The sequence below is a fragment of the Agrobacterium sp. rho-8.1 genome (genome assembly GCF_033957725.1).
Taxonomy (GTDB): domain Bacteria; phylum Pseudomonadota; class Alphaproteobacteria; order Rhizobiales; family Rhizobiaceae; genus Agrobacterium.
This window is the reverse complement of the sequence record NZ_CP192788.1, coordinates 93,666-107,607: the sequence shown is the minus strand read 5'-3', so window position 1 is coordinate 107,607 and position 13,942 is coordinate 93,666. Positions and strand designations below refer to the sequence as shown.

The following is a 13,942-nucleotide window of genomic DNA, read 5'->3' as shown; positions in this document are numbered from 1 at the left end:
GATGAAGCTGCTTCGTTCCAGCGATTACAAACATATGCCGTGGAAGAATGGTGGCGGGGAGACGGTGGAAATCACCGTCTTTCCACCCGATGCCTCAGTCGATAATTTTGACTGGCGCATCAGCATGGCAACGGTTGCAAGCGACGGACCCTTCTCGATCTTTCCCTATATAGATCGTACGCTGTCCATTCTGAGCGGGAACGGAATGTCGCTTTGGATGGATGGTCGAGAAGCCGTCCTTATGACGCTTTCAAGCCCGCCGCTCGCCCTCCCAGCAGATATTCCGGTGGAGGCAACCCTTGTCGATGGACCGATCACCGACCTGAATGTGATGACACGGCGTGGGCGCTATCGTCACAGCGTCGAGCGTGTCAGTGGTCGCTTTTCGGTCAGCAAACAGGCGGACACCGAAACGGTGCTAATGTTGGCTACGGGCGATGTGTCTGCGGTATCGGACCATCAGTCAGTGGCCCTCACGGCGCTCGACGCGGTGTCGATCAGTTGCACGGTGGCGGTCCAGGCAGATCACATCGTCTGCTATATCATCAGACTGACGCCGGAGGACTGAAGATAGACCGTTCGCTGGTAACAATGTCCTGAAGGAATTGCACCACGGTTCTGACGCGCGCCAGCTGGCGGGCGTTTTCGTGAAATGCCGTCCAGTAGGAACGGCGTATCGTGACATCCGGCAGAATGCGGGTGAGGTCCGGATCATTGCGAGCGATGTAATCATGCAAGATGCCGATGCCCGCACCAGAACGCACCGCCTCCGTCTGGCCGATGGCGCTGGATATTTCGAAGCTGGCATTCCAGTCCCGCATGATTTCGCCGGTGTAATTCAGCGATGGCGAAAAGATAAGGTCTTCGACATAACCAATCCTGCGATGACGCTTCAGCGCCTCAACGGTTTCAGGCGTCCCATTGTCTTTCAGATAGGATTTCGACGCATACAGCCCCAGCGAATAGTCGGTGAGTTTGGATAAGACCAACCTGCCCTGCTCCGGCCTTTCTATCGTTATGGCAATATCCGCCTCGCGCTGGGACAGGGAAAAAGAGCGGGGAACCGGGACAAGCTCGATCTTGAGTTCTGGATGGAGTGATGTCAGCGCGCCCAAGCGGGGTGCCAGAAACGAAACGCCGAACCCGTCAGGGGCACCGATCCGCACAGTCCCGCTAATCGCAGCATCGCTGCGTCCGAGACTTGCCTGAGCGCCAAGCATTTCGGCTTCCATGTGCTCTGCCGATATCAGAAAACGCCCGCCATCTTCCGTCAAGTCACAGCCGTTGGTGCGGCGGATGAAAAGCCGGGTCTTCAGTGCGTCTTCAAGGGATGTCAGCCGCCGGGACAACGTGGCGTGGTTCAAGCCGAGGCGTTTCGATGCCGCAAGGATTTGGCCCGCGCGCGCAACAGCCAAGAAGATGCGGACATCATCCCAGTTCATGGTTTGCTCCGCAAAATCACGGGTTCCACGTCGATCAGCGTGAGCGACGTCACCATTGCTGCCGTTGCTGCCTTGTATTTGAGGAAATGTGGCGTCTGCAAATGGGCTTCGTATGCAGCAGGGCTGGCGTAGATTTCAAGGATACGGATTTTCTCCGGGCAATCCTTTATCGCCACCGCATTCAGTGACATCACGCCCTCTTCCAGACTGACCGAAGCCTCGATCTCCTCGGCAAGCAGTTCCCGATAAGCATCCAGATGAATCGGATCGATTTCGATGTCCGCCATTCTCACGACAAGGTCTTGTTTCATCGATCTGCCCACTGTTTGGTTGTCCATAGACACACCAGCGTCCAGCGTTGGACTTTAATTTACGCACAACGGCTTCTTATATCAGCGCATTGATTTGTACAAATTGAAGTGCGATGGTTTGCCATCAAAAATTCAGGAGGAACACCCATGAAAGAAATCGGTCATTTCATCGACGGCAAGCATGTTGCCGGCACCAGCGGACGCACATCCAATGTCTACAATCCGGCAACGGGTGAAGTGCAGGCAACGCTTTCACTGGCGAGCGATGCCGAAATTCTGGCCGCCGTCGAAAGCGCCAAGGCGGCGCAGCCAAAATGGGCCGCGACCAACCCCCAGCGTCGGGCGCGCGTGTTCTTCAAATTCGTTGATCTGCTGAACCAGCACATGGATGAACTGGCCGTGCTGCTATCCAGCGAGCACGGAAAGACGGTCGACGATTCCAAGGGCGATATCATTCGCGGTCTTGAAGTTTGCGAATTCGTCTGCGGCATTCCCCATCTTTCCAAGGGTGAGTTTACCGAAGGTGCCGGCCCTGCCATCGACATGTATTCCATTCGCCAGCCTGTTGGCATCGGCGCTGGCATCACGCCGTTCAACTTCCCCGGCATGATCCCGATGTGGATGTTTGCGCCGGCCATCGCCTGTGGCAACGCCTTCATCCTCAAACCGTCCGAGCGCGATCCATCCCTGCCACTTCGTCTTGCGGAACTGATGATCGAGGCCGGTCTGCCAGCCGGTATTCTCAACGTCATCAATGGCGACAAGAGCGCGGTTGACGGTATTCTGACCAACCCGGATATCGGCGCCATTTCCTTCGTCGGCTCCACGCCGATCGCACGCTATGTTTATGGCACCGCTGCCATGAACGGCAAGCGCGCGCAGTGCTTCGGCGGCGCCAAGAACCACATGATCATCATGCCCGATGCGGATCTCGATCAGGCCGTCAGCGCCTTGATGGGTGCCGGTTACGGTTCGGCTGGCGAACGCTGCATGGCGGTGTCTGTGGCTGTCCCGGTCGGTGAAGAGACCGCGAACCGCCTCATTGAAAAGCTCATTCCCCAGATCGAAGCGCTGAAGATCGGTCCTTACACCGATGACAAGGCCGATATGGGTCCGTTGATCACCAAGGAAGCGCAGGCACGCGTGAGCGGCCTGATCGACAGTGGCGTTGAGCAAGGTGCCAAGCTTGTCGTCGACGGCCGCAATTTCAAGCTTCAGGGCTATGAAGATGGTTATTTCGTCGGCGGATGCCTGTTCGACAACGTGACCACCGACATGGATATCTACCGCCAAGAAATCTTCGGGCCTGTTCTCTCGGTCGTTCGCGCCAAGAACTATGAAGACGCGCTGGAGCTCCCGATGAAGCACGAATACGGCAACGGCGTTGCGATCTTCACCCGTGACGGTGATGCAGCCCGTGATTTTGCCAGCCGCATCAATATCGGCATGATCGGCATCAACGTTCCGATCCCAGTTCCCCTCGCCTACCACTCATTCGGCGGCTGGAAGGCTTCGAGCTTCGGCGATCTCAACCAGCACGGCACCGACTCGATCAAGTTCTGGACGAAGACCAAGACGGTCACAGCACGCTGGCCATCCGGCATCAAGACCGGTGCTGAATTCGTCATGCCGACGATGAAGTAAGAGATATCTATCTCGATGATCAAGCGCCCTCATCGCTGAGGGCGCATTTTTTGTGCGTTACTTCGTGCCGTACATCCGGTCACCGGCGTCACCGAGACCGGGCATGATGTAGCCCTGTTCATTCAGGTGGCTGTCGATAGACGCGGTGAAGATCGGGACATCCGGGTGCGCTTCGCGAAAATTCTTGATGCCTTCAGGGGCAGCCAGCAGGCAGAGGAAGCGCATGTTCTTCGCACCGCGTTCCTTCAACTTGTCGACGGCGGCGATGGACGAGTTGCCGGTTGCCAGCATCGGATCGACAACGATGATGAGGCGCGCATCGAGATTATCGGGCGCCTTGAAGAAGTATTCCACCGCTTCCAGCGTATCATGATCGCGGTAGACGCCGATATGCGAGACACGAGCAGAGGGCACCAGCTCCAGCATGCCTTCCAGCAGGCCGTTGCCGGCGCGCAGGATGGAGGCGAACACCAGTTTCTTGCCTTCCAGAACCGGCGCTTCGATGGTCTGCATCGGCGTTTCGATGGTTTCCATCGTCATTTCCAGATCGCGCGTTACCTCGTAGCAGAGCAGCGTGGAGATTTCCCGCAGCAGACGGCGGAAACCGGCGGTCGAGGTTTCCTTCTTGCGCATGATGGTGAGTTTGTGCTGCACGAGGGGATGAGCGATAACGGTGACGCCGTCCATGAAGCTGGCCTTTTCTTTGATCTCTGATGTCTCTGTATTTCACCGAATGAACGGCTTTCGCAAGACCGAAAGTCCATTTTGCACCTGCGTTCCCGCGTGATTTACGCCGCAGGCGAATGTGCATCCAGCTTGGCAAGCAGCGTCGTTCGTGTTTCCTCGTCAACGAATGCAGCCTCGATGGAGGTGCGCGTCATGGCGTTGATCTCCGCATCGCTGAAGCCGAAGGCATGGCGGGCGATCTCGTATTCCTGCGCCAGCGATGTGTGGAAGAACGGCGGATCGTCGGAACTGATGCAGACGCGAACACCCGCGTCGCGAAGGCGCTTCAACGGATGGCTTTCGAAATCCGGGTAGACATTGAGCGCAATGTTGGAGCCCGGGCAAACTTCCAGCACAGTGCCGAGATCGACAAGCCGAGCCACCAGCGCTTCATCCTCGATGGCGCGCACACCATGGCCGATGCGCTGTGGTTTGACGAGATCGAGCGCGTCTGCAACGCTGAAAGCCCCGCAAACTTCGCCTGCGTGAATGGTCAATCCAAGACCGGCATCGCGGGCGATGTCGAAGGCGCGCGCATAATCGGCCACCCGACCCATGCGCTCTTCACCCGCCATGTTGAAACCGGTGATCAGCGGGTGTCTGACGCGCGCTGCATACTCCGCCGCCGCGATGACGCGTTCGGGGCCGAAGTGGCGCTCGCCGGTGACGATGATACGCGCCTCGATCCCGGTTTTCTGCTTTGCAGATTCGATGCCTGCTGCGATCCCTAAGAGATAGGCATCCGCACCCAGCCCGATGCGATCACCATGGTCGGGCGAGATGATCAGCTCGCTGTAGATGGTGTTTTCACCGGCCAGTTCCGTAAGATACGCCTCCGTCAGAAGCGCGTAATCCTCTTCCGTCTTGAACACCTGAGCGACAGCATCGTAACAGCGGATGAACTCGGCAAAATCTGACCAGACGTAAGCGCCGTCGCGTAAGAACGGGCTGCTGTCTATCCCGTATTTCTGCGCCTGCATTGCCACCAGCGATGGCGGAGCGGCACCTTCCAGATGGCAATGGATTTCTGCTTTAAGAAGATGCGACGTCACATGAAACTCCTGCCGTGGCGGCTTGCTGGTATGCCGAGATGAGACGCGATACTTTCGCCGATATCGGCAAAGGATGACCGTATCCCGATGTTCCTTTCGCGAATGCCGGGGCCGAAAGCCATGATCGGCACGCGTTCGCGGGTATGGTCGGTGCCGCGCCAGGTCGGGTCGCAACCGTGGTCGGCGGTGAGGATGGCAAGATCGCCCGGCTGCATCTTGCGATGAATTTCCGGCAATCGCGCATCGAAGGCTTCGAGGGCGGCGGCATACCCCGCGACATCCCGACGGTGGCCGTAATTCATGTCGAAATCCACGAAATTGGTGAAGACGAGATCGCCATTTTCGGCCTCTTCCATCGCTGCCAGAGTCGCATCCATCAGTGCTTCGTTTCCACTGGCCTTGATGACACGCGTAACGCCCTGATGCGCATAGATATCACCGACCTTGCCGATGGCGAGCACCTTGTGGTCCATCTCCACGAGGCGATCGAGCAATGTCGGCTCGGGCGGCAGCACGGAAAAATCACGGCGATTGCCGGTTCTCTGGAACGTGGCGACGGTTTCACCGATGAAGGGCCGGGCAATGACCCGGCCGATATTGAGGGGATCCACGAGTGCGCGCACAGTCTGGCAAAAAGCGATCAGTCGTTCCAGGCCGAAATGCGTCTCATGCGCCGCGATCTGGAAAACGGAGTCCGATGATGTGTAACAGATCGGCTTTCCCGTTCGGATATGCTCGGCACCGAAACGCGCGATGATGTCGGTGCCCGACGCGTGGCAATTGCCAAGGATGCCTGGCACCTTGCCGTGCTCGCAAATCGCATCGACCAGCTCCGGTGAGAAAGCGTCTCCCTCCGTCGGGAAGTAACCCCAATCGAAATGAACCGGTGTCCCTGCGATTTCCCAGTGGCCCGACGGCGTGTCCTTGCCCTTGGAGACTTCGCTGGCGCAGCCGTGCAGCCCGTAGATGCGCTCCGGCGCGTCCATTCCGGCAGGCGTCTCGCCACTGGCCAGCGTCGCAATGTCCAAGAGGCCCAGTGCCGACATGTTCGGCAACATCAGCGGCCCCGACCGCAACCCGGAACGATCGGCCGCACCGGCAGCGCAGAACTCGGCGATGTGGCCCAGCGTATTGGAGCCGAGGTCACCATATTGCTCGGCGTCCGGCGCGCCACCCACGCCAAAGGAATCGAGAACGAGAAGGAAGGCTCGTGCCATGCATCACCCAGAAAAAGCGCGACCGAAACGGCCGCGATAACGAACGAGTGATATAATCATCGTGAGAAGAAAGGTGAAACCCTTTCTTCAAGCACCCTCTTGGCCTTTGGAGGACGGCGCGTCGGTTGCTGCCTTCGGGGCATTCAGATTGCGGATGACGTACCAGCCAGCAGCAACCACCATGCCCGCCAGAATGTACCATGTGATGGCATAGGACAGATGGTTGTTGGGAAAGGTCAGCATGGTCTTGCCACCGATGGGCAGACCACCGGTATTGGGCGTCGCATCCGCATCGATGTAGAAGGGGGCGGCGTTTTCGATCCTCTTCACATCTGCAATTTGGGCGATGTTGCGTGAATACCAGCGATTGTTTTCCGGGTCGTTGGTCCGCAGGAAAAGCCCGCCCGTCTCCGTTACCCGCATCAGGCCGATGATCTCGACATTGCCGTCCACCTCGCCTTGCGGGCGGGTCGATGGATCGCGTCTATCGGTTGGCACGAAGCCGCGATTGACGATGACACCTGTGCCATCGGCGCGCTGCAACGGCGTCAGCACCCAATAGCCGGGACCACGATCGGTGACCGTATAGACCTGCACCTCGTCCTGATGGCGATAGGTACCTGTCACCTTCACGTGGCGATATTCATATTGTGAAGGGTCCGTCATGGCGGGCCACTCGTTTGGCGCGGGTATGTCCACAGGCGTGGCATGCGCGCGCTCTTCCACCCGCGCGATGAGATCAAGCTTCCACGCGAGACGTTTCACCTGCCACGTACCAAGCGCCAGCAGGCAGCCGGTCAGGATGACGGTTATCAGCATGACGCCAATGGCTGCCGGGCGGATACCCCTGCGCGGAGTGGTTTCGCTTTGACTGGTCATTAAGAGCTTTCCCGCTCAACAGAAAACCCCACGAATCCGCTCTCCGATTCATGGGGTCTTGCGTCTCTCGGAGAAGCGCGGCCCGCTTGGATGCAGGCCGCAATATCATTGCAACAGCGCCGGTTACGGCATGTTGCGCATCTGCTCGATTGTCATCGTCGGCATCATGTTCTTGTTCATGTTGTACATGACCCAGAGCGATCCGACGAGGGTGATCATGACAACCACCAGCGTGAACAGCAGCGACATGAATATCCAGCCGCCCTGCGATTTGGTGTTCATGTGCAGGAAGTAGATCATGTGCACGAAGACCTGGACCACGCCGAAGAGCATGATGATCAACACCGTTGTCATCCGGCTTTCCAGCACGTCACCCATCACGAGCCAAAACGGAACTGCCGTCAGGATGACCGACAGGATGAAGCCAATCATATAGCTCTTGAAAGAGCCGTGATCTTCGCCGCTGTCGTGATCGTGGCCGTGATCGTGCGCGTGACTATGGTCGTGCGTGTTTGAACTCATCACAGAACTCCAACCAGATAGACAAAGGAAAAGACGCCGATCCAGATCACGTCGAGGAAGTGCCAGAACATGGAAAGGCACATCAGACGGCGCTTGTTTTCGGCATGAAGACCATATTTCTTCACCTGCACCATCAGCGTCACCAGCCAGATAATGCCAAAGGTCACGTGCAGACCATGGGTTCCGACCAGCGCGAAGAAGGCGGACAGGAAGGCGGACCGCTGGGGTGTCGCACCTTCTGCAATCAGGTGGTAGAACTCGTAAAGTTCCAGCCCGATAAAGGCGACACCGAACAGACCGGTGATGGCGAGCCAAATCAGCGTGGTGTTGACCTTCTTCTTCTCCGCTTCCAGCATGGCAAAGCCATAGGTGATGGAGGAGAACAGCAGGAAACCCGTGTTGATCGCCACCAGCTTCAGATCGAAAAGATCCGCGCCGGAGGGGCCAGCCGCATAATTGCGGCCGATAACGGCATAGGTCGCAAAGAGCGTTGCGAAGATAAGGCAGTCGCTCATCAGATACAGCCAGAAACCCAGCGATGTACCGTTTTCCGGATGGTGGTCTTCCTTGAGATAGAAGACCGGCTTTTCCGCGCCGTCGGCGCTCTGTGCAGGTGCTTGAGCCATTCTGTTACGCCTGATTTGCCAGCAGCTTGGTACGGGCTGCTTCAACGTCTGTTACATCCGATGCGGGAATGTAATATTCGCGATTGTAGTTGAAGGTGTGCGCGATGGAGATCGCGATGATGGCAACCAGGGACAGGATTGCCAGCCACCAGATGTGCCACACGAGTGCAAAGCCAAGAACCACACTTACCGCGCTGAGGATAACACCCGTGCCGGTATTTTTCGGCATGTGGATGGGAATGAACCCGTCCACCGGACGTTCGGCGCCGTGCTTCTTCATGTGCGCCCATGCATCGACTTCATGCACGACCGGTGTGAAGGCGAAGTTGTAGGCAGGCGGTGGAGACGACGTGGACCACTCCAGCGTACGTCCATGGTAGGGGTCGCCGGTGAGATCACGCAGTTCTTCGCGCCGGAAGAAGCTGACAACGAGCTGGATGATGAACGACGCAATGCCAAGCGCGATAAGGAAGGCACCGAATGCGGCGATGATGAACCAGATTTGCAGCGACGTGTCTTCGAACTGGCTGAGGCGGCGTGTCACGCCCATCAGACCCAGCACGTAGAGCGGCATGAAGGCGAAGTAAAAGCCGACGAACCAGAACCAGAAGGACATTTTGCCCCAGAATGGATCGAGACGGTAGCCGAAGGCTTTCGGGAACCAGTAGACGATACCCGCCAGCACGCCGAACAGGACGCCACCGATGATCACGTTGTGAAAATGGGCGACCAGGAACAGTGAGTTGTGCAGCACGAAGTCTGCCGGAGGGACGGCAAGAAGAACACCCGTCATACCACCGATGACGAAGGTGATCATGAAGCCGATTGCCCACAGCATCGGGACATCGAAGGTGATACGACCCTTGTACATGGTGAAGAGCCAGTTGAAAATCTTCGCACCAGTCGGAATAGAGATAATCATCGTCGTGATGCCGAAGAAGGCATTGACGCTGGCACCCGAACCCATCGTGAAGAAGTGGTGCAACCACACGACATAGGCCAGAATGGTGATGACCACCGTTGCGTAGACCATCGACGCGTAACCGAAGAGACGCTTGTTGGAGAAGGTCGATACGATTTCCGAGAAGATACCGAATGCAGGCAGGATGAGGATGTAGACCTCCGGATGGCCCCAGATCCAGATGAGGTTCACATACATCATCGGATTGCCGCCAAGATCGTTGGTGAAGAAGTTCGTACCAACATAACGGTCAAGCGCCAGCAGCGCGAGTGTTCCCGTCAGGATCGGGAAGGATGCCACGATCAGGATATTGGAACACAGCGATGTCCAGACGAAAATCGGCAAACGCATCATGGTCATGCCCGGTGCGCGCATCTTGATGATGGTGACGATCAGGTTGATGCCGGACAGTGTCGTTCCGACGCCGGCGACTTGCAGGCCCCATATATAATAATCGACACCGACGCTCGGACTTCCCTGAATGCCCGACAGTGGTGGGTAGGCTAGCCAGCCTGTCTGCGCATATTCACCGATGAACAGCGAAATCATGGTGATAATGGCGCCGGCCATCGTCATCCAGAAGGAGAAGTTGTTGAGGAACGGGAAGGAAACGTCACGCGCGCCGATTTGCAGCGGAATGACGAAGTTCATCAGACCCGTGATCATCGGCATGGCCACGAACAGGATCATGATCACGCCATGCGCGGTGAATATCTGATCGTAGTGATGCGCGTTCAGGTAGCCCTCGGAGCCACCAGACGCAATGGCCTGCTGAATGCGCATCATGATGGCGTCGGCAAAGCCACGCATCAGCATGACCAGCGCCAGAATGATGTACATGATACCGATCTTCTTGTGATCGATACTCGTGAACCATTCCTTCCAAAGATATCCCCAGAGCTTGAAATAGGTGAGGAGCCCCAGAACAGCTGCCCCACCAATCGCCACGACCGCGAACGTGACGATCAGAATGGGCTCTTGGATGGGGATGGATTCCAACGTCAGCTTCCCGAACAGGAACGACGTTTGATCGGTGGTGGCGACCATTTTAGCCTCTTACGATTGACTTAGAGTGCCATGCGTCCGTCCGGATGCACGCTGCGCTCCAACCTCATTAAATCTACGCATCGTTGGTTCAGATGCACGTCACGACGTTCAGCCTGCGGTTTTCGGTGCAGACGGCAGCTCGGCCTTGGTATCGGGCAGAGCCGTGGACTGGAATGTCTGGCCCTGAATGGCGGCAGGCAACGATTGCGGCCCTGATGCAACGCCATAAGGCGAAAGCGGGGTGCAAACCACGGAGTTCAGAGCCTTGGCCATATCGATGCCCTCCTTGCCGCCGCCGCCATTCGCATCGATATGCATCATGTCACGCATGCAAAGCTTGTTAGGCTCCACACAGCGGTTGAGAATCGCGTCGAAAAGCTGAGGGTCGACATTGGCGAAATACTGCACGGGTTCGCGCTCGCTTGGCTTTGCAAGCTCGAGATATTCCATGCGGCCGAAGCCCTTGCCGCCATCCTTGACCTTGGCAACCCACTGGTCGAAGCCTTCCTGGCTCAGACCATGGAACTTGAAGCGCATGTGAGAGAAGCCTGGGCCAGAGAAGTTGGCCGAGAAACCATCATAAACGCCTTCCTTGTTGATGACCGCGTGAAGCTTCGTCTGCATGCCGCCCATCGAATAAATCTGACCAGCCAGCGCAGGCACGTAGAACGAATTCATCGCAGTCGTGCCGGTAATCTTGAAATTGATCGGCACATCGACGGGAGCCGCGAACTCATTGACGCTGCCAATGCCCAGTTCCGGGTAGAAGAAGACCCACTTCCAGTCCATGGAGACGACCTCGACCGTGATTGGTTTCGTCTCGGCTGTTACCGGACGGTCCGCATCGATACGGTCAAGAGGACGATACGGATCGAGACGGTGCGTCGCAATCCACGTAACCGTTCCAAGCATGAGGATGATGGCAACCGGAGCAGACCAGATGACCATTTCAAGACGGGTGGAGTGATGCCATTCGGGATCATAATCCTCCGCCTTGGCGGATGCACGGTACTTCCACGCGAAGAAGAGCGTGAGGGCCAGAACCGGAACGATGATCAGAAGCATCAAGACCGTTGACGTGATGATAAGATCGCGCTGCTGGATGGCGATGTCGCCGGAAGGGTTCATCACGACGAGATCACAACCGCTGAGCAGGAGCGCAGACGACAGGGCCGCAAGGGCAGAGGATTTTTTCATAAGGGTGCGCACGTTTTGGGACTCGTACTGTTTTTCATATTGCTTGATGCGTATAATTGCCGAACGTCATAAAGGACATGAGGTAGTTTGTCGCGGTGCAACATGACATTTTCACTGCGGTCTTCGCAGCATGCGGAAAATTGAGACCGAAGGGCGGAAAGTCCCGCATTATCTCATAGGATAGCGTGTGGGCAAGCCCTTCCACACATTCTTCAATTGACGGCCTCAAACCCCTGTGTGACAATCCGCCGCATAACATCGACGAAAGAGGAGCGTCGGTCGTTATGGTCATGGCTAGCCCATACGCAGGAGGGAATCTTATGAGTTATACCGACACGGCCTCGTCCTACTCACAAAACAACGGACCGAACGGCCAGCCAGGGGCGCCTGTCGCCGTGGACCCGGATCGCATCACGATCGCGGTCATCCTGGCCAGAATGACGGAGTTTTTTGATTTCTTCGTTTATGCCATCGCTTCCGCCCTCGTTTTCCCTCACGTCTTTTTCTCGTTCGTCGACCCCCTCACAGCCACCCTCTACTCCTTCGCCGTGTTTTCGCTGGCATTCATTGCCCGCCCCATCGGCTCTCTCCTGTTTCTGCAAATCGACCGTAAGTTCGGACGCGGCGTCAAGCTGTCGGCAGCGCTGTTTACGCTCTGTGGTTCCACCATGGCGATCAGCTTCCTGCCATCCTATGCGGATGCAGGCATGATTGCGCCGATCCTGCTGGCGGTGTTCCGTATCGGTCAGGGCATTGGACTTGGCGGCGCATGGGACGGCCTCGTCTCCCTTCTGGCGATGAATGCGCCTGAAAAGCAGCGTGGCTGGTACGCCATGATGCCACAACTGGGTGCGGCCATGGGCTTTGGTCTTGCGAGCGCCTTCTTCATCATCTTCACCACCCAACTTTCCAACCCGGAATTCCTGGCGTGGGGCTGGCGTTTCCCGTTCTTCGTCGCTTTGGCGCTCAACGTTCTGGCGCTCTTTGCCCGCCTGCGGATGATCGTTACGCCGGAGTTCCAGTCCATGCTGCAACAGCATGAACTGGAGCCCAAGCCCATGTTCGAGATGCTGCGCAATCAGTCACGGGTCGTCTTGACGGGCGCATTCGTGCCCCTGGCCAGCTTTGCGCTCTTCCATCTCGTCACCGTGTTTCCGCTCAGCTGGGTGTCGCTCAACACGAACCAGCGCGTCTCCGACTTCCTGTTCGTGCAATTCGTCAGCGCCATCATCGCAGGCGGCATGATCGTCGTTTCCGGCATTGTGTCCGACAAGATTGGTCGTCGCAAACTGCTCGGCATCGCCGCTGCGCTGATTGCGATCTTCAGCTTCATAGCACCGGTTCTTCTGGCGTCGGGCGATATCGGACGCTACCTTTTCGTGCTGATCGGCTTTGCCTTGCTTGGCCTGTCCTTCGGTCAATCGGGCGGCGCGCTGGCCTCTCGCTTCAGCCGTGAATATCGCTACACGGGCGCATCGCTCACCTCCGATATTTCATGGTTGATCGGCGCTGGCTTTGCACCTCTGGTCGCGCTGGGTTTCTCATCGAAGTTCGGGCTCTTCGCCGTCGGCATCTATCTTTTGTCTGGTGCGCTGTGCACCATCGTGGCGCTCTATTTCAGCCGCGTGCTAGATATGCCGTCGGAATAACCTTGAAAACGAACACTACGGAAAAGCCGCGGAAAGATGCCCCGCGGCTTTTTATGGACCATGCTCACATGTTTGTTTCAGCAATCGGTGCAGGTAATCGGATCCTGCTCGCGCTTTGCGAAGTAATAATCCCGACCGATCGTAATCTGCCGAATGCTTGGGGCTGCGTTCGACAGGAACATCAATAGCGTATGGGGAATCGTCAACTCCGCATGGACGAGAAACGCGTTGGGTTGCCTGAGATTGTCGGGAAGGTTGACGACGGAATTTGCGGGGTACGGGCGCTGATTGCTCTGGCTCCAGGACCAGTTGATCCTGGCGACCCTGTTGGCATCCACCTGAATGCCACTGATCTTCAAATCGAGCCCGGTCGTGGCGTAGGGCACGAAAATTGCCGAGGCGACGTCGGGCATGGTCTTCAGGTACGCCTTGTTGACGCTCACCTGCTGCGACACGAGGTCGGCGATCGTGCCGGCCGCATGCGTTGCCCGCTTGTAGACACTGAAGCCGATCGTCAGTTCGAACGCCGTTATGTAAAGCGCCAGCAAGACCGGGAAGATGATCGCAAACTCCACCGCGCCCACGCCCTGACGATCCTGCCGCAATCGCTTGAACGTCTGGCCGATGACTCGCAAGGCCGTTTTTGTCTTCATCACCATCCGGCCGCAC

14 protein-coding genes are annotated in these 13,942 nt (G+C 57.2%); 3 read left to right on the top strand and 11 right to left on the bottom strand.

Annotated features, from left to right (window positions below; all coding sequences use genetic code 11):
* The first annotated feature begins 1 nt into the window (after position 1).
* Positions 2 to 568, top strand: a complete 567-nt coding sequence (locus RMR21_RS00555) for a HutD/Ves family protein (protein ID WP_498668810.1) — start codon at positions 2 to 4, stop codon at positions 566 to 568.
* On the opposite strand, the gene RMR21_RS00550 is transcribed toward RMR21_RS00555, so the two are convergent.
* A complete protein-coding gene (locus tag RMR21_RS00550) occupies positions 546 to 1,442 on the bottom strand; it encodes a LysR family transcriptional regulator (protein WP_498668809.1) in 897 nt (298 codons plus the stop codon). The genes RMR21_RS00555 and RMR21_RS00550 overlap by 23 nt on opposite strands.
* Entirely contained in the window at positions 1,439 to 1,753 is a 315-nt protein-coding gene (locus RMR21_RS00545; protein WP_498668808.1) for a putative quinol monooxygenase, read from the bottom strand. The genes RMR21_RS00550 and RMR21_RS00545 overlap by 4 nt, the downstream gene beginning before the upstream one ends.
* Positions 1,754 to 1,900: 147 nt before the next feature.
* Between RMR21_RS00545 and RMR21_RS00540 the strand changes: the two genes are divergently transcribed.
* The gene (locus tag RMR21_RS00540) at positions 1,901 to 3,397 is read left to right on the top strand and encodes a CoA-acylating methylmalonate-semialdehyde dehydrogenase (protein WP_498668807.1); all 1,497 of its coding nucleotides are present in this window, start codon (positions 1,901 to 1,903) and stop codon (positions 3,395 to 3,397) included.
* A 57-nt stretch (positions 3,398 to 3,454) separates the two neighbouring features.
* Here RMR21_RS00540 and upp read toward each other — a convergent pair whose 3' ends face one another.
* From upp to cyoA, 8 genes are all read right to left on the bottom strand, one after another.
* On the bottom strand, positions 3,455 to 4,084 hold the full coding sequence (gene upp / locus RMR21_RS00535; protein ID WP_113086320.1) for a uracil phosphoribosyltransferase: 630 nt from the start codon (positions 4,082 to 4,084) through the stop codon (positions 3,455 to 3,457).
* A 101-nt stretch (positions 4,085 to 4,185) separates the two neighbouring features.
* Positions 4,186 to 5,175 carry an adenosine deaminase gene (locus RMR21_RS00530; RefSeq protein WP_498668806.1) on the bottom strand — a complete coding sequence of 330 codons (990 nt, stop codon included), beginning with the start codon at positions 5,173 to 5,175 and terminating at the stop codon, positions 4,186 to 4,188.
* Positions 5,172 to 6,392, bottom strand: coding sequence for a phosphopentomutase (locus RMR21_RS00525; RefSeq protein WP_498668805.1), 1,221 nt, complete (start codon positions 6,390 to 6,392; stop codon positions 5,172 to 5,174). Before RMR21_RS00525 ends, RMR21_RS00530 begins: the two co-directional genes overlap by 4 nt.
* A gap of 87 nt (positions 6,393 to 6,479) precedes the next feature.
* The gene (locus tag RMR21_RS00520) at positions 6,480 to 7,271 is read right to left on the bottom strand and encodes an SURF1 family protein (protein ID WP_498668804.1); all 792 of its coding nucleotides are present in this window, start codon (positions 7,269 to 7,271) and stop codon (positions 6,480 to 6,482) included.
* A 123-nt stretch (positions 7,272 to 7,394) separates the two neighbouring features.
* Positions 7,395 to 7,793: a cytochrome o ubiquinol oxidase subunit IV gene (cyoD, locus tag RMR21_RS00515; protein WP_498668803.1), complete on the bottom strand. Its 399-nt coding sequence runs from the start codon at positions 7,791 to 7,793 to the stop codon at positions 7,395 to 7,397.
* Complete coding sequence (gene cyoC / locus RMR21_RS00510) at positions 7,793 to 8,419, bottom strand: cytochrome o ubiquinol oxidase subunit III (RefSeq protein ID WP_498668802.1); 627 nt, start codon at positions 8,417 to 8,419, stop codon at positions 7,793 to 7,795. The genes cyoD and cyoC overlap by 1 nt, the downstream gene beginning before the upstream one ends.
* Positions 8,420 to 8,423: 4 nt before the next feature.
* Positions 8,424 to 10,427 (bottom strand): cytochrome o ubiquinol oxidase subunit I, encoded by a 2,004-nt coding sequence (gene cyoB, locus RMR21_RS00505; protein WP_498668801.1) that lies wholly within the window; start codon positions 10,425 to 10,427, stop codon positions 8,424 to 8,426.
* A gap of 108 nt (positions 10,428 to 10,535) precedes the next feature.
* The gene (gene cyoA / locus RMR21_RS00500; RefSeq protein WP_498668800.1) at positions 10,536 to 11,624 is read right to left on the bottom strand and encodes a ubiquinol oxidase subunit II; all 1,089 of its coding nucleotides are present in this window, start codon (positions 11,622 to 11,624) and stop codon (positions 10,536 to 10,538) included.
* Positions 11,625 to 11,944: 320 nt separating this feature from the next.
* Here cyoA and RMR21_RS00495 point away from each other — a divergent pair, with 320 nt between their 5' ends.
* Positions 11,945 to 13,273, top strand: coding sequence for an MFS transporter (locus tag RMR21_RS00495; protein ID WP_498668799.1), 1,329 nt, complete (start codon positions 11,945 to 11,947; stop codon positions 13,271 to 13,273).
* Positions 13,274 to 13,350: 77 nt separating this feature from the next.
* Here the strand turns inward: RMR21_RS00495 and RMR21_RS00490 are convergent, their stop codons facing one another.
* Positions 13,351 to 13,926 (bottom strand): TadE/TadG family type IV pilus assembly protein, encoded by a 576-nt coding sequence (locus RMR21_RS00490; protein ID WP_498668798.1) that lies wholly within the window; start codon positions 13,924 to 13,926, stop codon positions 13,351 to 13,353.
* Positions 13,927 to 13,942: the final 16 nt, after the last annotated feature.